Origin of the sequence: Rathayibacter iranicus NCPPB 2253 = VKM Ac-1602, from assembly GCF_003149025.1 — a bacterium.
GTDB classification, from domain to species: Bacteria; Actinomycetota; Actinomycetes; order Actinomycetales; family Microbacteriaceae; genus Rathayibacter; species Rathayibacter iranicus.
The window spans coordinates 1-19,345 of sequence record NZ_QGDV01000007.1; the positions used below are offsets into that span (position 1 = coordinate 1).

Below are 19,345 nucleotides of genomic sequence, written 5' to 3' on the forward strand. Positions count from 1 at the left end.
CAGGATATAAAATTGGCATTGAACATAGTGCACGCTGTTGAGTTCTCAAAAATCGGACACACCCCGCCTCCACACCACAAAGGCGCTTCACAACGAACGTGATCGAAAACAATTAATCATTGTAAGCATTACTGCTTGCATCTTACCGGTTGACTCGACTAAGCTGGAAAAGTTTCTCTCCCCGCCGCCGTGGCAACTTGACTAACCTAGCACATCCGCAGACCGTGTCAAATCCGGCCTCTTCGCGAGGCCTCGACGCTTGCTGGCGCTTTGGCGACGCCCAGACGCATGACCGTAGTCGTGCGCCGAGCGGCGAAGATGCTGAATCTCACGGATTCTGCGAGGGCTTTACATCCGCACGGCGGGCGGGCCCCGAAAGGCTGTTCTGCCGAGTGGATGGTCCCTATTGAGGCCGGGACGTAGGAGCTGCTGCTCTTTCCGTTTCCCTGCGGCCTTTGTGGCGACTCGGGATAAGTTACGCAGCGTTCGAGCCGCTGTCAAACCGCGGCCGAAAATTGCGCATCTCGGGCGTGTCGCGGTTGGCGGCGATCTCGTCGAGGAGCGGCAGCGGAACCGGCGGGACTCCTCCTGCACGCGAGGAGCGCGTGGTTCAGATTCCTCCGTTCCACACGCTCCTCGACGGGGGCGACCCGGACCTACGCCCCGATACCGATCTCCTCCGGCGCAACGTCCGCGCCTGGCGCGGACGGCTCGAGCGCTTCCGCGACCCTCTGGGCGAGCGAGGTGTCGACGTTCGCCCAGTACTGGAGCACACGCTCACGCAGCTCGGCCCGAGTGACCTTCGACACGTGCCCGGCGATGTTCGAGACGAGGCGGGCTCGCGCGTCATCGTCCAGCACCTCGCGGTACAGGGTCCCCGCCTGACCGAAGTCGTCGTCCTCCGGATGGAGGGTGGCGGCGGCGCGCGTCAGCTCGCCGTCGGCTGCCCAGCCGGTCGACTCCGCGGCACGAGTGGGATCGGCGTGGGCGCCGCCCTGCGTATTGGGCGCGTAGACCGGGACCTCGGACTTCTGGAAGTCAAACCGCATCGGGCCATCCTTCGAGTACGAGTGCACCGGCGACTTCGGAGCGTTCACCGGCAGCTGCGCATGGTTCGTCCCCACTCGGTACCGATGGGCATCGGCATAGCTAAAGATGCGCGCGAGCAGCATCTTGTCGGGACTGGCCGCGATCCCGGGGACGAAGTTCGACGGGGCGAAAGCCGCCTGCTCGATCTGCGCGAAGTAGTTCTCGGGATTGCGATCGAGCATCATCGTGCCGACCTCGATCAGCGGGTAGTCGGAGTGAGGCCAGACCTTGGTGAGGTCAAACGGGTTGAAGCGGTAGCTCTTCGCGTCTTCGTAGGGCATCACCTGAACGGACAGCGTCCACGAGGGGAAGTCGCCACGGTCGATCGCGGAGGACAGGTCGCGAATATGGAAGTCGGCGTCCTCTCCGGCGATCTGGTCGGCCTGCTCCTGGCTCAGGATCTTGATGCCCTGGTCGGTCTTGAAGTGGTACTTGACCCAGAAGCGCTCGCCGGCTGCGTTGATCCACTGATAGGTGTGCGAGCCGAAGCCGTCCATGTGCCGCCAGGAGGCCGGAAGACCACGGTCGCCCATCAGCCAGGTGACCTGGTGCGCCGACTCAGGCGAGAGGGTCCAGAAGTCCCACTGCATGTCGTGGTCGCGGAGGTGGCTCCCGGGCAGGCGCTTCTGCGAGCGGATGAAGTCGGGGAACTTGATGCCGTCGCGGAGGAAGAACACGGGGGTGTTGTTGCCGACGAGGTCGTAGTTACCCTCACTCGTGTAGAACTTCAGCGCGAATCCGCGAGGGTCGCGCCACGTGTCCGGCGAACCCTGCTCGCCAGCAACGGTCGAGAAGCGCGCAAGCATCTCAGTCTGAGCGCCGGGCTGGAAGAGTGCGGCCCGGGTGTACGCGCTGACGTCGCCGGTGGTGGTGAAGCGTCCGAACGCTCCGCCACCCTTGGCGTGGACGACCCGCTCCGGGATGCGCTCGCGGTTGAACTGGGCGAGCTTCTCGACGAGGTAGTGGTCGTGGAGCGCGAGGGGGCCGTCGGCTCCGACGCTCAGCGAGTGCTCGTCGCTGGCGACCGGTGCTCCGGAGTTCGTGGTGGTGAATCGTTCCTCGGTCATGTTTCTCCTGTCGGCGAGCGGCCCGTGGGCCTCCCGCGTCGGTGGTGGGCGGATGTCTCTCAGTGCACGGCGAGAACCAGGCAGTCGGGGCAGGTGCCCCAGAAGGTGACATCCGCGGTGTCGATGGCGAAGCCGCTCGCCATCGACGGGTGCAGGCACGGAGCCTCACCGACGACGCACTCGACGTCGGCGACGGCTCCGCAGCTTCGACAAACGACGTGGTGGTGGTTGTCGCCGACCCTCAGCTCGAATCGTCGGGGGTGACCCTCCGGCTCGATACGGCGAACGAGTCCGGCGTCGGTGAACGCCGACAGGACCCCGTATACCGCCTGCGCGGACGCCTCGGGGAGACTGTCGCGCACCCGGGTGAGGACCGCCCCCACTCCGGAATGCGGATACTCCTCGAGCGCGAGAAACACCGCCCGCCGGGTAGCAGTGGCCTTGAGACCCGACGCCCGGAGCCGACCATCGACTGTCGTCATGATGGCGACAGTAACGGAGTTGTCTTGATGGACTCACAACAAGGCGGGGTCGACGCGAGTGAATGGCACGCCCGTGACCTTCGCGGCGAGGGGCGGTGACCTCCCGCGGGTCATGCGAGGGTCACGCGACCGGGCCCTCGGCCAGCACGACCGGTGCCGAGTAAGCAGCGCCCGAGGCGTCGATCCACGACACGACGACCGATTCGCCGGGCTCGCGTGCGGCGAGCGTCGTGGAGAGAGCGTCGGCGGAGGCGATCGCCGTACCGTCAACCGCGGTGACGGTGTCCCCGGCAGCGAGTCCCGCCGCCGCGGCCGGACCTTTCTCGACGACTCCTGCGATCAGGGCGCCGGAGGTGGAGCTGACCCCCCGGCCACCCGGCCGCACCGACGCGCTTGATGACAGGGACACTCCAAGAAAGGCGGGGTAGCCGATCCGTACGGTCGCCGTGTCGGCACCTGCCTCAATGGCGGCGACGACGTCGAGAGCTGTCGAGATGGGGATGGCGAAGCCGGTGATGTCGGCTGTTCCGCTGGAGGCAGCGGTGTTGATCCCGACCACCCGGCCCGTCGAGTCGACCAGCGGGCCGCCGGAGTCGCCCGAGACGATATCGGCGTCAGTTTGGATCAGCCCGGTGAGAGTTTCGCCCGAGACGCCCGCCTCGGAACTCGTGGTGATCTGCTGGTTGAGAGCGGTCACGGAACCGGCGGCGACGACGAGGTCGCCGGTACCCCCGGCGTTGCCCACCGCGGCCACCGCATCTCCGACCGCGACGCCGTCGGTGTCGAGGCGTGCAGGAGTCAGTCCGGAGGCGTTCTCAAGCTGGAGAACGGCGACATCATGCGTCGCATCGGTGCCGACGACGCGGGCGGAGTAGGTGTGCCCAGAGGATTCGACCGTCACCGTGACCGCGGTGGCTCCCGCGACCACGTGGTTGTTCGTGAGGATCATGCCGTCCGAGGTGAGGATCACGCCAGTCCCGGCGGATCGAGCGTTCTGGTATGCGAGGTCGGAGGTGATCGTGACGACCCCGGCGGTCTGAGATGTGCTCGCGGGGACGGCATCGGTCGCTGTGGACGAGCCGTAGCCGCCCGCAGCGGATCCGCCCGAAGAGATCGACCCGTTGGGGAACGGCGAGATCGTGATGACGCCGCGCGAGCGCCCGGGGTCGACCGTGGCGGTCGTGCTGGAGGATGCCGAAGCGGCAGCCTCGACGCGACCAGCGTACGAGACACCGCCCGCCGCGACTCCGATCAGCACCGCGAGGCCCGCGCCGCCGGCGATGAGGGCTCGACGGCGACGGCGACGGTCGTCGGCGCGCAACGCCTGGCGCTCCGTGGCGGCGTCTGCCTGCGCCGCAATGGGGTCGGTGAATTCGCTTTCGTTGGGTTCATGTCGCTCGTTCATCGTGTCGTCCTCGTGACCGGGGCCACCCTTGACGGCGACCGGCTCCTATTCCACGGTCGCAGGCCCCGCGCTAGCTGGGCGCAGCATATGCGTGTCCTAAGACCGCCTCGCTAAATGGTTGTGGCAACAACTAATCGAAGCTACGGTATGAGCGTGACCACCTCCTCCCCCGACCTGCTCGCTCCAGACACCGCGATGGGGGCGGTGACCCTGCGCGTCGCTGACCTCGACGGGATGATCGCCTACTATCGCGACGCCGTGACACTCGACCTCCTTGCGCACGATGGCTCCGTCGCGGTGCTCGGGCGCCAGAGCGTGCCGATCGTGATCCTCCAACACGCTCCGGAACTGACGCACGCGTCGCCGCAGAGCGCAGGGCTGTTCCACACGGCGATCCTCTTCGAGTCGGAGGCGGCGCTCGCGGCCGCCGTGCACAGCGTCGCCACCCGCCACCCCGGCTCCTTCACCGGCAGTTCTGACCACGTGGTGAGCAAGGCCTTCTACTTCGACGACCCCGAGCACAACGGCGTCGAGCTCTACTGGGACCGCGAGCGCACGCAGTGGTCGTGGACGCACGGGCAGATCGAGATGAGCACCCTGTTCCTGGATCCGAACCGGTTCCTGCAGGAGCATCTGACCGACGAGGCGAGGGCGCGGCCGCGACTGGGCGGCGCCTCCGTCGGGCACGTGCACTTGAGCGTTGGCGACATCGCCACCGCAAAGGAGTTCTACGTCGACCGTCTCGGCTTCGAAACGACGATCGCGTACGGCAGGCAGGCGCTGTTCGTCTCGGCGGGCGGGTATCACCACCACATGGCAATGAACACGTGGAACTCGGCCGGTGCCGGGCGGCGAAGGCTCGCTCTCGGCCTCGGGCAAGTGGAGATCGTCGTCCCCGGCGCCGATGACCTCGGCGCCCTCGGTGAACGACTCGCGAGTTCAGGAGTCGCCACCCGCGACGACGGCCGCGTGCTCGCCTTCGAGGACCCGTGGTCGAACACGCTCCGCGTGACGACGCCCTGACCCCGACCCGCTGCTCCCGCCGCGAAATGTCGCGAAATGTCGCGAGATCGGGACATCCGGACGAGATGCGGCGCCCCCGCGGCCGATCTCGTCCGGGCGCGGGGACCTCGCGAGATGCGGCGGGGCGCCGCTGAGTGCCGCGGGTACGATGATCGCGCGGAAGACCGCACTCCCCCGAGACTCCGGAGAACACGGTGCCCACGATCGTCGTTGAAGTCATGCCCAAGGCCGAGCTGCTCGACCCGCAGGGAAAGGCAGTGGCCGGTGCACTCGCGCGGCTCGGCCACTCCGCTCTGCACAGCGTGCGGGTGGGCAAACGCTTCGAGATCACGGTCGACGAGGTCACCGACGAGGTGCGCGCCGCGGTACAGCAGGTCGCCGACGACATGCTGTCCAACTCGGTGATCGAGGACGTCGTCGGCATTCACTACCCGGCGGAGCACGCGCGATGAGGATCGGCGTCATCACGTTCCCCGGCTCGCTCGACGATCGCGACGCCCAGCGCGCCGTCCGGTTAGCCGGCGCCGAGCCCGTGGCGCTGTGGCACGGCGACCATGACCTCGACGGCATCGATGCAATTGTCCTGCCCGGCGGATTCTCGTACGGCGACTACCTTCGCTGCGGCGCCATAGCCTCCCACTCCCCGATCATGCGCGAGGTGATCGACGCGGCGAACGCTGGGACGCCTGTGCTCGGCATCTGCAACGGCTTCCAGATGCTGACCGAGGCGCATCTGCTGCCCGGCGGCCTGATCCGCAACGACGTCGGCTCGTTCGTCTGCCGCGACCAACGCTTGCTCGTCGCGAGCACCGCGACCGCCTGGACCAACGGCTTCGAGCCGGGCCAGGAGATCACGATCCCGCTGAAGAACGGTGAGGGCGGGTACGTCGCGTCAGCCGAGACGCTGCTTGAGCTCGAAGCGGAGGGACGCGTCGTCGTCCGCTACCTGGGGCGGAACCCCAACGGTTCGATGAACGACATTGCCGGCATCAGCAACGCCCGCGGCAACGTGGTGGGCTTGATGCCGCACCCGGAACATGCGGTCGAGCCCGGCTTCGGCCCCGACACTGCGGCCGCCATGCGCTCGGGAGTCGATGGGCTCGTCTTCTTCACGTCCGCGGTGCGCGCGCTGGTCGCCTCCGCCTGACGAGGGACCTACTGGTCGCGGGTGGGGTCGACCAGGCGGTCGCGAGTCAACGGTCGCGATCCGCGAGATGGCTCCGCGCTGTGGCGTGCAGGGCCAGGACGGACGCGGCGTGGGCCGCGGGAGTGAAGGGGGCGAAGGCTTCGCGCGCGGCGGCGGCGGCGTCTCGGACGAGAGCGCGATCACTGCACAGCCCTTCGAGATAGGCGGCGAAAGCGGCTGGCTCCACAGGCGCGAGAAGTCCCGGGCCATCGAGTCCCTCCTCGAGGTCTGGGTCGACGTACACGACGCCGCGGCCTTCCCTCAGCGCCTCGACGATGACCATCGGCTGATTGTCGAATCCGAACGAGGTGAGGACGACCAGGTCGGACTCCCGGATGACACCTCCGACCCGGCTGTTCTCGACGAACCCGCGGAAGGTGATGGCCGTCGATCCCGCGGCGAGCCGAACGGCACGTGCGAGCGAGGGTCCGGTCCCGATGACCTCGACCCGGATGGCCTCGCGGTCCCGATCGAGGACGAGGAGGCACGCCTCAATGAAAGGCAGAAGGCGCTTCTCCGGGGCACACCGGCCGATCCAGAGCAGGCGCAACGGGCCCCCGCCTTCCGCGCCCGCCTCTGCTCCTGCGTAACTGTGCTCGAAGTCGCCAGCGACCTGCACGCGAGGCAGCACGGTGTTGGGCAGCACCTCGACCCTTGGTAGGCCCGCTCGCCGAAGAGCCTCGGCCTGGTGCTGTGAAGGCGAGATCACGAGATCGGCGCGCGCAGCAGTGCTTCGCGTGACATCGCGCAGAAGATCGCCGAGACGGTCGCGTCCGGCTCGCCCTTGTCGCGGTCGGCGACCGGTCACGCCGGCGAAGTACGCCGCTGCAAGCGGGGCTAGCAGGTGCCCGACGGGGCCGGGCACGCCGCGCCAGAAAAACGTATGCACCGTGGCGATCGACGGGATCGAGAGTCGTGCGGCGACATCGATCGCGGCGACGGCGAGACCGAAGTCGGAATGCACGTGGACCGCGCCGACACCCTCGTCGCGGAAGATCGCCTCGAGTAGCGAACGAGTGCGCTTGGTGTTGCGGATCACCGGCAGACCGACGATGGGGAGCCTCGGCGCCGGTAGGAGGCGCACGTCGATGCCGTCGAGCGGCAGCGTCGTGGACGAGTCCGGGACGACCAGCAGAACCGAGATGCCCGCCTGCACGAGGCTCCGGCACTCCGCGACCATTGCGGTCTGCGCGCCGCCCGTGTAGTCGAGCGCATAATCGCTGATGACCGCGATTGTCGCGCGAGCTGCCTGCGATCGGCTTCCACCGTCGACCGTGTCGGCCCCGTGCGGGACCTTCGTGGCGAGCTGCGATTTTCTCACGACCATCGCGCCGACGCTAGCACCGTGCCCGACCTCCTCCTTTCGGGAGGCGCGTCATCCGTCGCAAAGGCGCGGGAGACACGGTCGGCGATCGAGGACGGTGGTTGGCGCCGCTGAGCACATTCGCAGGCGCGCGCCGGCCGCCTCTCGCGGTGCTGGCCGCGAGAGGCGGCGGGGTCGAAATCGACGTGGGTTGCCCTTGGCATTGTCCGAGATGGGGGCGGACCTCCGACAGCGGGACGCGCGCCCTGCGGATGAGAGCCTCGTCCTGTGGTCGTGCTCATGTCTCATGCCCACGCGCGGGCGACGGCGCTCACGCCGCGATGAGCGTCGCTAGGTACGTTGCGGGCTTGAGGGACAGGCGCGGCTCCGCCTGACGGAAGGCGCGAATGGCGGCGACCTGCATCTGCGGCTCGATCCCACGCTGTGCGAGCAGGCGGCGGCCCCACTCGACAGCGGAGGCGACGGCCGCCGCAGCGGTCGCGGCCTCGCCGCCAAAGATGGCCATGAGTTCCTCGGCCGGGTCGGCGTGGTCGCCGAGAAGACCGCTGAGGGGAGATGCCATGGTGTGTTCCTCTCTTTCGTCGTGAGGTGCGCGACCCAGAAGCCTGCGCGCTCCGCCATGGTCGCTCATCGATCGCAGAGCCGCCATCGGACAGAGGTACCTGAGTCGAGCCGCAGCATGGGCCAGGAGAACGAGAGGATGCGCTGGAGATGCACAGGGACAGCAATCGCGCCTTTCTCAGCTTCACGCGAGATTCCTGACTAAAGTGACGGCCTACCAGGGGCGTGTTCCATTCACTCCCGGTAAGTCCGAGGGGCTGCAGACATGCAAGATGGCACTATCCGGGTGAGCGTAGTCGGCGACGAGATCGTCGTAGCGGGTTTGCAACGCGTGTTCTCCGCCGAGGAGGACCTCGTGCTCGTCGATCCCGCTGGCGGGTCATGGGACGTGTGCGACGCAGACGTCGTGGTCGTCTCGATCGACGAACCACGCGCAGAGCCCATAGTGCAGAAACTCGCCGAGAACGCGTCCTGCTCGATCCTCGTCCTTTCCGCACTCGATGACGACGCCTTTGCGGCACAAGTGCTCGCCGCGGGGGCCAGCGGCTACGTTCTCCGGGAGTCCGGCGCCAATGCGGTCGTCAACGCAGTGAGGGCGGTCGCGACGGGGAGCGTCCTTATCTCGCGGCGACTCGCGCGACGGAGCACGTTCAATATCCACGTCAGCGACGAGCCCGACGGCTGTCCAGTCACCGGGAGGTTCAGGGAGACGTTGGCCGTGCTGAGCGACCGAGAGCGCGACGTCGTCCGCCTCGTCGCGGCCGGCCGCTCGAACGGGGAGATCGCTCAGGAGCTACACCTCTCCCAATCGACGGTGAAGACACACCTCTCGAACTCCTACGCCAAGCTCGAGATCTCCGGCCGCGTCGCCCTCGCCCTGCTGATTAGCGACGTGAATCGGGCCCAAGCCGCGGCGCCTCAGTAACCGCGCTGGGTCCGTCGCTCCTGGATGGTCTCGAGACGCCGCCCCGACTGACGACGCGACATCGCGCCCAGGGCGCGCGGTGCGAGGAGCATGCCCAGCACTCCCCAGGCGAGCGGGACCACGATCGCCAAAGCAAACTCCCCGCCGCCGAGAACGAACCCGGGCAGCAGCACTGCCCGCGCGAGTTCCCCCAGCCAGTAGACGGGGAAAAATGAGACGCAGAGCTGGATCCAGTCGGGGAGGAGCGCGACTGGGAAAAAGACACCAGAGATCAGCATCAGCCCGTACGCGGCCAGAGAGAGCGGCAGAACTGCGAAGGGCGAGGAGACAAGGCTGCCGAGGGTGGCGCCGAGGGGGACCGTGCAGGCCAGGGTGAGCACCGCCAAGCCGGTCAAGCCGATCCAGCCCGCGGGATCGCGGGGCAAGATGCCTCCAATGACAAGGTCGGAACTTATGAGGATGAGCACGAGGGCGACGAAGTTCGTGACGCTCAGGGCTATCAGCTTGCCGGAAAGATAGGTGGCCATACCAAAAGGAAGGGTCTTGGCCCGCAGGACCGAGCCGTCCTCCTGCTCCGTGACAAGCTCGCTCGCGATACCCACTATGCCGCCGATGAACATCGACGCGGCCGCGAAGCCGGCAAGAACCGAGCGCACGACGTCCGCACCTCCGAACAGGTCCAGATCGAGGAAGCGGAAGACGAGGTAAAGGACGACCGGAGGAACGAGGAAGGAGACGGCAGTCCAGCGGAGGAAGCGGCGTCGGAGCTCAATCCGCGCCTGCAGGGCGGCGACGCGGACGATTCCCGCGGCCGTGCGGGCGCGGCCGCTTCCAGGCGCAGCGGACGTGGTCGTTGTTGCAGTGCTCACCGGCGGGTCTCCTTCTCGGTGGGTGCGAGAGCGGGCGGGGCGTCGACATTCTCCGAGCCCGCGACGATGGAAAGGTAGGCGTCCTCAAGCGAGGCGCGGCGCACCTCGAGTCCCGAGAGATCGACTCCGCCCGCCGACAGACGGGCCAGCACGGGCGCGGGGTCATCGACACGCTCGGTGTGCAGGCGTCCCTCGGTGCGCCATCGAATTGTCGTCCCGGATCCGAGGCGGTCTCGAAGCTCGTCCGGGGTGCCGTCGGCCTCGACGGCACCCCGGACGAGGATGACGATCCGGTCGCACATCGCCTCCGCCTCGTGGAGATCGTGCGTCGCCCAGAGAACCGTCGTGTCGGGCGTCAAAGTGCGGATGAGTTCGTGGAAAGATGCGCGAATCTCCGGGTCGAAGCCGGTCGTCGGCTCGTCGAGAAAGACCAGCTCCGGGCGCCCGATCAGCGCGGCGGCCACGTCGACGCGACGACGCTGCCCCCCGGAAAGCGTGGCGAGACGCCTGTCTCTGAGGTCACTGAGGCCCACAGAAAGCAGCACATCGTGCACGGGCAGCGCAACACCTGGACGCGCGGCGTCGTGCGCCGCGGCCACGAACTCGAGGAATTCCCGGACACGCCACGTCCCGTGATCGCGCCATACCTGCAAGACGATCCCAATCCGAGAGCGCCACATCGCGGGTGCGCCGATCGGGTCGGCGTCGAGGACACGGACCCGCCCCGCTGACGGGCGGCGGAATCCTTCGAGAATCTCGATCAGAGTGCTCTTGCCCGCCCCGTTGGGGCCGAGAATGGCAATTCGCTGGCCGCGCTCGACGTGAAGGGTCACGTCTGCGAGGACGTCCTTCACGCCATAGCGCATGCGGAGAGCCTCGACGCTGACGGCCGGGGAGTGCTGCGAGGATTTCATGGTCGCCTCCAGTGAGCTGGGACTTGCTGGATCGGATGGTCGGAAGGCCCGCGATCAAGGAGCCAGACCAGGAATGCAAGATCGGCGGGCGAGGGCGAGGAGCCATAAGTCTCGTGGTAGTCCCACTGATGTAAAGCGAAGCGGAGGGTGACTACAGCGTCAAGGAGCCTCGGATTGAGTGGCCTGCCGCCCGCCTCCGCGTAGCCGCGGTGGAACGCGGCTGCTGATCGGGCGTACGGTGCGTCCGATTCGCCGACCGCGGCAGCGGCCAGCGAAAGCTCGGTGAACTCGCCGCGGAGCCAGCCTGCATCGAACTCGGGAGGACCGAACCCGCCCTCCGGCCCGGCAACGACCACAGCGTTACTGCGTTCATCGACAAAGACCGAGCCGAGGCCGAACGCCCCGTGCACTCGCGTTCCCTCTGCAGGAACGGCGTGAACGAGCGAGGCCAACCGACTAATACGCTCCGACCCGAGCGCAGCCGTGATCGCGCGGCCCACCGTCGAGGAAGCGGCGTCCGGTATAGGTCCCGTTCCCTCCAATCGCCGTTGTCATGGCGCCTCCTGCCCCGTCTGCGTCTGGCCTCCCGAGTGGAATGCCCTCTCGCAGCACCCAGCGCTCATGCTTCCAAGCTGCACCGCTTCGGCGGATCGGCTCCAAGAACTGCGATTCTGGATTGTCGGAGGACGAGGAGGTGGAGGCCGGGCTGGACCACGCTCGGTCGGCCTGTTGACCGAGCGTGGCTCACGGGTGAGGTCGCCCGTACCAGCGGGGGGACCTCGATTCCGCCAGACGCGTTCGCACGACGCCCGCGAGGGCGCGTCACGCCCCCTTCAGCACCTCGGGCTCGGGGCTCATCGACACTGTCGGGATCGACGCGGTGATGACGGAGCCGTCGGAGCGACGGGTGCCCTCAATGTCGGAGGTGGTGGGGGCGCCGTGCAGGCGGCGGCCCTGATGGGTGAGCGACACATGGACCGGGTTTCCCACCTCGACGTGCACGCGCTCGTCGCGGACCGTGATCGACGCGGAGTCGCCGATCTCGGCGGTCAGCACCACCTCGGACTGCGTCACCTCGACCCGCACGCGGGTGCCGTGCAGGGTGATCCGGAAGGTGAGGCGCTCCCAGTCGTCGGGGAGGCGCGGGTCGAGTGTGATCCGCCCGCCGTGATCGCGCATCCCGCCGAAACCGTAGACGAGGGCGCTCCAGACGCCGCCGGTCGACGCGACGTGGATGCCGTCAGCGGTATTGCGGTGCAGGTCGGCGAGGTCGACGAACAGGGACGACAGGAAGTAGTGACGGGCGAGGTCGCTGTAACCGACCTCCGCCGCGATGATCGATTGCACGACAGCGGAGAGGGTTGAGTCTCCGGTCGTGAGCGCGTCGTAATACTCGAAGTCGGCACGCTTTTGCTCGGCCGTGAACTCGTTGCCCTGGAGGAGGAGCGCAAGCACGACATCCGCCTGCTTGAGCACCTGGAAGCGGTAGATCACCAGCGGGTGGAAGTGCAGCAGCAGCGGGCGCTTGCTCGCCGGGGTGTTCTCTAGGTCCCAGAGTTCCTTCTCGAGAAAGGCCGCGTCCTGCGGATGGATGCCCGCGCGGGGGTCGAAGGGGATGTGCATCCGGTCGGCGGCGCGGGCCCACTCGATCACCTCGCCCTCGTCGAGCGCGAGGCGGTTGGCCATCCGCTCGTAGGCCGCGGGCTCGACGGCCTTGAGTAGCTCGACCGCACGGGCCGCGGAGCGCAGGTTCGCCCGGGCCATCACGTTCGTGTACAGGTTGTCGTTCACGACCGTGGTGTATTCGTCCGGCCCGGTGACGCCGTGGATGTGGAAGTGGTCATCGCCGTTACTGCGCCAGAAGCCTAGGTCGGCCCACATCCGCGCGGTCTCGACCAGGATGTCTATCGCTCCTCGGGCGAGGAAGTCGTCGTCACCGGTGGCTCCCACATACTGCATGAGCGCATAGGAAATGTCGGCGTCAATGTGGTATTGCGCTGTTCCGGCGGCGTAGTAGGCAGACGACTCCTGGCCGTTGATGGTACGCCAGGGAAAGAGCGCGCCACGCTGGTTGAGCTCTGCCGCACGGGAACGAGCCGGCTCGAGCATGTTCTGGCGGAAGCGCAGGGCGTTGCGAGCGACGAGCGGCGCGGTGTAGCTCAGGAACGGGAGGACATAGACCTCGGTGTCCCAGAAATAGTGGCCGCCGTAGCCGGAGCCGGAGACGCCCTTGGCCGCGACTCCGCCACCGTCGGTGCGCGCCGTGGACTGCGCGAGCTGGAAGAGGTTCCACCGGACGGCCTGCTGGATCGCGGGCTGCCCGTCGAGCTGCACGTCGGAGCGGGCCCAGTAGTCATCGAGCCACTCGCGCTGCTTCGTGAACTGCTCCTCGACCGGGGTCTCGCGCGCGCGATCGAGCGTGCGGTCGCAGCGGTCGGCAAGCTCGCGCACGGGCACGCCGCGCGAGGTGTGGTAAGTGAGCGTCTTGATCAGGCGGACCGGTCGGCCGGCCTTCGCCTGCACGCGGTAGACGTGCTTAGCGAGGTCGTCGTCGATCTGGGATGTCTGATCCCACTCGTTCTCGGTCTCGAGCCGGTGCTCGGCGCCGCACGCAACCGTCATCTCGGAGTTGGTGGTGCGGTAGCCGAGGAGGTACCGAGTACCGGTGACGCGCTTGAGGCGTGGCTGGAGCACGCGGTCCTCGAACGACTCCGCCTTCCGCGGGTCGAATCCGGCTGCCTCGCTGCCTGACGGGGCGTGGTATTCGTCAACGCCGTCTTGACGGTTGAGGATCTGGCTCGAGATGAGCAGCGAGGCGTCGGCGTCGAGCATCTCGACCTCGTAGTCGAGGATCGCGAGGTGGCGGTCGGTGAAGGAGACGAGGCGGCGCGAGCGGATGAGCACGCGCTTGCCGGAGGGAGTGCGCCACTCCAGCTCGCGGATCAGCACGCCGTTCGCGAAGTCGAGGCGGCGGGAGTAGGCGAGGACATCCGCCTCGCTCAGGACGAAGGGCTCATCGTCGACGTAGAGGCGGATGATCTTGGCGTCGGGGACGTTGACGATCGTCTGGCCGACGCGAGCGAAGCCAAACGCCTCCTCCGCGTGTCGGATGGGCCAAGTCTCGTGGAAGCCGTTGATGAAGGTGCCGTACGCGTAGCCGTCGCGCCCCTCCTCCACATTGCCGCGCAAGCCGAGGTAGCCGTTGCCGGCAGCGAAGAGGGTCTCGGTGCGGCCCTGCAACTCGGAGGCGAACTCGGTCTCCACGAGGGCCCACTCGTCGATTGGGAAACGGTTGCGGTCGAGTGGGTCGGAGGTGATGGGGTTCATACGACGTCCTCGGGTGCGGGAGCGGTGGGGAGGAAGGGAAGGAGCTCGGCCAGGTCGTCCACGACCAGGTCCGCTCCGTGCTCGAGGAGGGTGTCAGCGCCGACTCCACGGTCGACCCCGACGACGAGGCCGAAGCCGCCCGCGCGGCCAGCGGCGACTCCGGAATGCGCGTCCTCGAGGACCGCGCAGACCGAGGCCTCGAGGCCGAGAAGCTCGGCGGCGTAGAGGTAGGTGTCGGGGGCAGGCTTGCCGGCGATCGAGCGTTCGGCGGCGAGGAGGCCGTCGACCACGACCTCGAAGCGGTCACGCAGGCCCGCGGCCTCGAGCACGGGCACGCCATTGCGGGAGGAGGTGACCACCGCGACCTGAACGCCCGCGGCGATCGCGGCGTCGACGAAGCGGAGCGATCCCGGATAGGGGGCGACGCCGGTCTCGGCGAGCGTGCTGGTGAAGGTGTCGTTCTTGCGGTTGCCGAGGCCGCACACGGTGTCGAGTGTCGGATCGTCAGCGGGAGTGCCCTCGGGGAGGGCGATGCCGCGGGAGTCGAGGAACGCCCGGACCCCGTCATAGCGCGGGCGACCGTCGATGTAGCGGAAGTAATCGGCGTCGGTGTAGCCCTCCGCGATGCCGCGCGAGGAGAGGTAGTCGGTGAACAGTCGCGACCAGGCCTGCATATGCACGTCGGCGGTCGGAGTCAGCACGCCATCGAGGTCGAAGAGGAGAGCGTGGATTCCGCCGAGTGCGGAGGCATTGGGGCGCGTCGGGGTTGCAGTCACGGCGGGGAGGACCTCTGATCGGGGCAGGTGTTCGGCGGTTCCGCCGATGACGGTCATCCGCCGCGGAATGCAGGTATCGTATACGCCCCCTGGACGCCGTGTGGAACCGTTTACATCTCTGTCATCTGCGCGCCGTCATGCGTATCGATCCGCGCCTCAGGTGACGCTGCGCACGACCACAGAGTGCCTGGCAGCGCACTATCTGCTCGTCACGTGTTCGCAATCGAGGTCAGGACTCGCGCAAAGCCCTGCGGGAGGACGTTCAGCGCGTCTGAACCTCGGTAACGAACGCGAGGCCGACCGAGCGCGTCAGGCCACCGCCAGTTTCTCGACAGTGCGGAGGTTCCGCGTCGTGGTGCTCGAGCGGTAGGCCGCGCGGGCGAGGACCTTCGCGACCGGAGTCTCGGTGGACGAACCACGTGGGCAGCGCCAGTAGAGGACACCGGCGCCGCGCCCGATGAGCTCGACCGCCCGATCGGGCTCGCCGATGGCCGCCTGTGCCGCGTCGAGGGCCCGCTCGTTGGAGCCGAAGACGACATATGGGTGCGCGTCGTCATCCGTCCGCGGGAACGGGTAGGCGGCGGCGACTGCGGCGAGCGCCTCCTGCGTCACGAGGACGATCCATGCGTCGTAGCCGAACCGTTCGGCGAGCGCAGCCTCCAGCGCGGGCTTCAACTCGACGACCGAACGGTCGGAGTCAAATGCCGCGTTGCCGCTCGCGAGGACCGTCCGCACCCGCTCCACTCCGATCCCGGCGACCGCTTCGGCGAGGTCGGCGCTGCGCACGGTTCGGCCGTTGACGTTCACTCCGCGGAGGAGGGCGAGGTATCGGGCCATGCGGCCGACGGTAGCGTGACGGGATGGCGCGCGGAAGAGGACGACGACGGCCCAAGCAGACTCTCGAAGAGGCGATCCTCCTCTCCAGCGAGCGTGGCCCGGGCGCGAGGACACGGGCGGAGGTGGTCCCTCCCTCCGGGCGCCGCCTCGTCCTCCCCCCAGAGTCGGGGACAGTGCTGGATGTGGACCTCGAGGCGCTGGTGACCCTCGCCGCCCGTGAGGACCTGCTGATCGCTCTGGAGCGACGGGTGGGCGAGTACGCCGTGGCCGCGACTCCGCTGCTCTCGTGGTGGTCGGCGACTGCGTTGGTGCCGGGCGAGGAGGAGGAGCGGCGGCTCGACGCGCTCGCCCTGGAGACCGTTTCGCTTGGGCCGGGGCCTGCGGCCGATGTGGATTCCAGGCTGCGTGAGCTGGCTCGGGCCGACGATCTGGACGCTCTCGGCTCGGCGCTCGCACTGCTGGCGCGGCTCCCGGATCCGCCGGCGGCGTTCCAGGACGCGAACGGGTTCCTGCGGGTGATGGCGCCGGAGTCGCCGTTCGAGCGTCGGCTTGAGGTACTCGGCGAGACCGGGGCCGGCGCGGCGCGACTGCTCGTGCTGTTGCGAGAGTGCGCCTTCACAGCGACCCTGCCGCGGCGGCGGGCCGCGATCGCCGCAATGAGCACGCGAGTACAGGGCGAGGCGGTAGGAGTGGACGCGCTAGCGGAGGCGGTAGACGCAGCGCTGGAGAAACGGTGGACGGTGCTGTGACGGCGCCGGTCCACCGCGCACCAGCGGACGGCACGCTCCCAGCGCGCGGCGTCCGCTGGTGAATAAACTGAACGGATGTCTCTCCCCGGGCTTGACCTTCGTCGCTTCCCCGCCGCTCTGACCGCTGACGGCGCCCCCGACTCCGCCACCGCCGCATGGGCCACCGCGACCAACGCGGCCTTCCACGACAAGGAGTTCACCCCCGAGAAGCTGCGGGACTGGGCCGAGCACATGGTCGCCGACCAGCGGATGCTGACCGCGGTGCTCGACTCCGCCTCGCCCGAGGGGCTGGACGGCGCGAGCGTTCCCGTCGGCACGTACGCCGCGTTTCCCGGGTCCTTACAGGTGGGCCGGGGCCGCGAACTCGACGCGCACCTGGTCTCTCAGGTGACTGTGCGGCCGACGCACCGGCGCCGCGGCATCCTCCGCGCCATGATCACCGAGGATCTGCATCTCGCGCAGGAGGCTGGGACTCCGGTCGCCGTGCTCACGGCGAGCGAAGCGTCCATTTATCGCCGGTTCGGCTTTGGCCGTTCCGCTTTCACCCGCTCGATCCGCGTCGACACCGGACTGCGGTTCGGGTTGCAGACCGAGCCCTCGGGCCGGGTCGAGGTCGTCGCGACAAGCTGGCTGCAATCGCGCATCCCGGCGGTGTTCGCCGCCTTCCAGGCCTCGACGCCCGGATCGGTGACTCGCCAGTCCCGCTACGAAGCCGGCTCCGTGGGCACCGTCCCCGGCGAGAGCACTCCGGGTCTCGATGTCCGCTCCGCCGTGCACCTCGACGAGGACGGCACGCTCGACGGATTCGTCACCTACCGCGCGATCGGCCCTGAGGACGACCGCGCGCTGGAGGTGGTCGACTTCGTCGCCCCCTCCCCCGACGCCTACCTCGCGCTCTGGGGCTATCTGGGCGCTGTCGACCTCGCGTCCTCTGTCACCTGGGACATGGCGCCGGTTGACGACCCACTGACCTGGGCCCTGCGCGATGCGCGGGTGGTGCAGGTGCGGCACGTGGGCGACCTGATCTGGCTGCGGATCCTCGACGTCGCCGCCGCGTTCTCGGCACGGCCGTGGACCGCCGACGGCACGATCGTGGTGGACGTGGCCGATGGGCTGGGGCTTGTAGAAGGGCGGTACCGGATCACCGCGGCCGACGGTTCCGGCCGGGTGGAGCGCACGGATGACGACGCCGACCTGGCGCTGGACGTCGCGGACCTCGGCTCGCTGCTGCTGGGCTCGGTACGGCCGTCGGTCCTGGCGCGGGCCGGGTCGGTGCGGCTCGTGGGCGGGCCGGAGCGGGTAGACCGGTTCTTCGCGCCGGTGGCGACGCCGTACTGCATCTCGTTCTTCTAGGCTGCGCCTCCGGGGGCGGGGGCGTGCCATGTGCAGGACCGGCGTGCGATGTGCAGGGGATCCGCGCACATTTGCGCGTCCCGCCGCGCGGAATTCGGGCGAAAGCCCGAATCACCTGCACATCGCACCTCGGCGGAGCGACTGCCAGGCTCCTCCGGGCGTCCGCGCATCCCGCGTCGGTCATGCTGGAGGGCCCGTCCCCGATACCGCCAGGAGGCCCGCGTGGGTGCATCCGTGATCGTCGACGTCATTGTCGTGCTGAGCCTTGTCGTCGCGCTCGTCGATGGTCTGCGCCGTGGATTCCTCCGCAGCGTCGGCGGACTCGCCGGAATCGTCGCGGGCGCTATCGCCGCCTCCTTCGCAGTGCCCGCCGTCTCGGCCTGGGCGGCCGGGAGCGAGTGGCGCCTGCTTACCGTCATCGGCACGGCGGTGTTGTTACTCGGTGTCGGCTATGCGATCGGAGCATCGGTCGGCGCAGTTATCGGCCGCGGTGCCGACCGGGTCAAGCTCGGTGTCCTCGATCGCCTCGCCGGAGGAGTCGCAGGCGTCGCAATCACTGGCCTGGTCTGGATCGCGGTCACCTCGGCCGTCTCGCTCCTTGGCGTTCCGCTCCTCACCACGTCGATCGCCGGCTCCACCGTCGTCCGCGCCATCGGCGACCTCACTCCGTCGCCGGTCCGCTCCTTCCTCGCCCAGGTGCAATCGACTGTGGTCGGCGAGGGCACGTCCTGGGTGGTCGAGGCCCTCGATGCTCCGTCTGTGCCGCCGACCATCCCCACCGTCGCCACGGACGACCCGGAGGTGGCTACCGCCGCGCGCTCGGTCGTGCGCGTCTCGGGCACGGCCTGGGCCTGCGACGTCGGAGTGACGGGCAGCGGCTTCGTCGCCTCCGACGACCGGGTCATCACCAACGCGCACGTGGTGGCCGGGGTCGCGCAGCCGGTGGTCGAGGCCGCCGGCGAGGCTCCGCGCACGGGTCGCGTGGTGTATCTCGACACCGCGGCCGATCTCGCGGTCGTCGCCATCGACGGACTCGACGCGGCTCCCCTCGCGCTCGACAACGCCGTCGCCGCCGGAGATGACGCTGTCGTGGCGGGCTATCCGTTTGGCGGGCCGCTCACGCTCGGGGCAGCGCAGGTCTCGTCCGATTCGACGGTCTCGCTGGTGGTCGACGGCGCGCCCGCGTCCCGCCAAGTGCTGACGCTGGCAGCCGTGGTTAACCAGGGCAACTCGGGTGGGCCACTGCTCTCGCTGGACGGCACCGTCTCCGGCGTCGTCTTCGGCAAGGCGGCATCGGTCGGCAATGTGGGCTACGCAATCCCTCTCTCGGTTCTCTCGCCGGTCGTGGCGCAGGCCCCCTCGCTGACGGACAGCGTGGACGTAGGCGCCTGCCACACGAGGTGAGACGCGGGAGCAACTCGACGGACTCCTCCCTGAGGTCTCCGGCGTCACGCTGAC

At 68.4% G+C, this 19,345-nt stretch carries 18 protein-coding genes; 7 read left to right on the plus strand and 11 right to left on the minus strand.

Going from position 1 to position 19,345, the window contains the following annotated elements; translation table 11 throughout:
- Positions 1-656: 656 nt before the first annotated feature.
- The 3 genes from B0H03_RS08825 to B0H03_RS08835 all read right to left on the minus strand — a co-directional run bounded on the left by B0H03_RS08825 (position 657) and on the right by B0H03_RS08835 (position 4,043).
- A complete protein-coding gene (locus B0H03_RS08825) occupies positions 657-2,156 on the minus strand; it encodes a catalase (RefSeq protein ID WP_104265973.1) in 1,500 nt (499 codons plus the stop codon).
- A 59-nt stretch (positions 2,157-2,215) separates the two neighbouring features.
- Positions 2,216-2,638: a Fur family transcriptional regulator gene (locus tag B0H03_RS08830; protein WP_104265972.1), complete on the minus strand. Its 423-nt coding sequence runs from the start codon at positions 2,636-2,638 to the stop codon at positions 2,216-2,218.
- A 121-nt stretch (positions 2,639-2,759) separates the two neighbouring features.
- On the minus strand, positions 2,760-4,043 hold the full coding sequence (locus tag B0H03_RS08835) for a S1C family serine protease (protein ID WP_104354397.1): 1,284 nt from the start codon (positions 4,041-4,043) through the stop codon (positions 2,760-2,762).
- Positions 4,044-4,190: 147 nt separating this feature from the next.
- On the opposite strand from B0H03_RS08835, the gene B0H03_RS08840 reads away from it, so the two are divergent.
- The 3 genes from B0H03_RS08840 (at position 4,191) to purQ (ending at position 6,213) form a co-directional block, all read left to right on the plus strand.
- Entirely contained in the window at positions 4,191-5,066 is an 876-nt protein-coding gene (locus tag B0H03_RS08840; RefSeq protein WP_237399459.1) for a VOC family protein, read from the plus strand.
- A 194-nt stretch (positions 5,067-5,260) separates the two neighbouring features.
- Entirely contained in the window at positions 5,261-5,518 is a 258-nt protein-coding gene (purS, locus tag B0H03_RS08845) for a phosphoribosylformylglycinamidine synthase subunit PurS (RefSeq protein ID WP_104265977.1), read from the plus strand.
- On the plus strand, positions 5,515-6,213 hold the full coding sequence (gene purQ / locus B0H03_RS08850; protein WP_104265970.1) for a phosphoribosylformylglycinamidine synthase subunit PurQ: 699 nt from the start codon (positions 5,515-5,517) through the stop codon (positions 6,211-6,213). Before purS ends, purQ begins: the two co-directional genes overlap by 4 nt.
- A gap of 46 nt (positions 6,214-6,259) precedes the next feature.
- Here the strand turns inward: purQ and B0H03_RS08855 are convergent, their stop codons facing one another.
- Both B0H03_RS08855 and B0H03_RS08860 read right to left on the minus strand, forming a co-directional pair.
- Positions 6,260-7,579 (minus strand): glycosyltransferase family 4 protein, encoded by a 1,320-nt coding sequence (locus B0H03_RS08855; protein ID WP_104265969.1) that lies wholly within the window; start codon positions 7,577-7,579, stop codon positions 6,260-6,262.
- 307 nt (positions 7,580-7,886) lie between these two features.
- Positions 7,887-8,138 (minus strand): hypothetical protein, encoded by a 252-nt coding sequence (locus B0H03_RS08860; protein ID WP_104265968.1) that lies wholly within the window; start codon positions 8,136-8,138, stop codon positions 7,887-7,889.
- 264 nt (positions 8,139-8,402) lie between these two features.
- On the opposite strand from B0H03_RS08860, the gene B0H03_RS08865 reads away from it, so the two are divergent.
- Positions 8,403-9,062 carry a helix-turn-helix transcriptional regulator gene (locus B0H03_RS08865; protein WP_104265967.1) on the plus strand — a complete coding sequence of 220 codons (660 nt, stop codon included), beginning with the start codon at positions 8,403-8,405 and terminating at the stop codon, positions 9,060-9,062.
- Here B0H03_RS08865 and B0H03_RS08870 read toward each other — a convergent pair.
- The 6 genes from B0H03_RS08870 to B0H03_RS08895 form a co-directional block, all read right to left on the minus strand.
- A complete protein-coding gene (locus tag B0H03_RS08870; protein ID WP_104265966.1) occupies positions 9,056-9,931 on the minus strand; it encodes an ABC transporter permease in 876 nt (291 codons plus the stop codon). The genes B0H03_RS08865 and B0H03_RS08870 overlap by 7 nt on opposite strands.
- Positions 9,928-10,845 carry an ABC transporter ATP-binding protein gene (locus tag B0H03_RS08875; RefSeq protein ID WP_104265965.1) on the minus strand — a complete coding sequence of 306 codons (918 nt, stop codon included), beginning with the start codon at positions 10,843-10,845 and terminating at the stop codon, positions 9,928-9,930. Before B0H03_RS08875 ends, B0H03_RS08870 begins: the two co-directional genes overlap by 4 nt.
- On the minus strand, positions 10,842-11,255 hold the full coding sequence (locus B0H03_RS08880; RefSeq protein WP_104265964.1) for a hypothetical protein: 414 nt from the start codon (positions 11,253-11,255) through the stop codon (positions 10,842-10,844). Before B0H03_RS08880 ends, B0H03_RS08875 begins: the two co-directional genes overlap by 4 nt.
- 412 nt (positions 11,256-11,667) lie before the next feature.
- Positions 11,668-14,172 (minus strand): glycoside hydrolase family 65 protein, encoded by a 2,505-nt coding sequence (locus B0H03_RS08885; protein WP_104265963.1) that lies wholly within the window; start codon positions 14,170-14,172, stop codon positions 11,668-11,670.
- Entirely contained in the window at positions 14,169-15,005 is an 837-nt protein-coding gene (locus tag B0H03_RS08890) for an HAD family hydrolase (protein ID WP_104265962.1), read from the minus strand. Before B0H03_RS08890 ends, B0H03_RS08885 begins: the two co-directional genes overlap by 4 nt.
- A 252-nt stretch (positions 15,006-15,257) precedes the next feature.
- A complete protein-coding gene (locus B0H03_RS08895) occupies positions 15,258-15,785 on the minus strand; it encodes a DUF1697 domain-containing protein (RefSeq protein WP_104265961.1) in 528 nt (175 codons plus the stop codon).
- A 23-nt stretch (positions 15,786-15,808) separates the two neighbouring features.
- Here B0H03_RS08895 and B0H03_RS08900 point away from each other — a divergent pair, with 23 nt between their 5' ends.
- The 3 genes from B0H03_RS08900 to B0H03_RS08910 all read left to right on the plus strand — a co-directional run bounded on the left by B0H03_RS08900 (position 15,809) and on the right by B0H03_RS08910 (position 19,291).
- Positions 15,809-16,534, plus strand: coding sequence for a DUF2254 family protein (locus tag B0H03_RS08900; RefSeq protein ID WP_104354395.1), 726 nt, complete (start codon positions 15,809-15,811; stop codon positions 16,532-16,534).
- Between the two features lie 75 nt (positions 16,535-16,609).
- Positions 16,610-17,887: a GNAT family N-acetyltransferase gene (locus B0H03_RS08905; protein WP_104354394.1), complete on the plus strand. Its 1,278-nt coding sequence runs from the start codon at positions 16,610-16,612 to the stop codon at positions 17,885-17,887.
- Positions 17,888-18,109: 222 nt separating this feature from the next.
- Positions 18,110-19,291 (plus strand): MarP family serine protease, encoded by a 1,182-nt coding sequence (locus tag B0H03_RS08910; RefSeq protein WP_160487300.1) that lies wholly within the window; start codon positions 18,110-18,112, stop codon positions 19,289-19,291.
- The last annotated feature ends 54 nt before the right edge of the window (positions 19,292-19,345 follow it).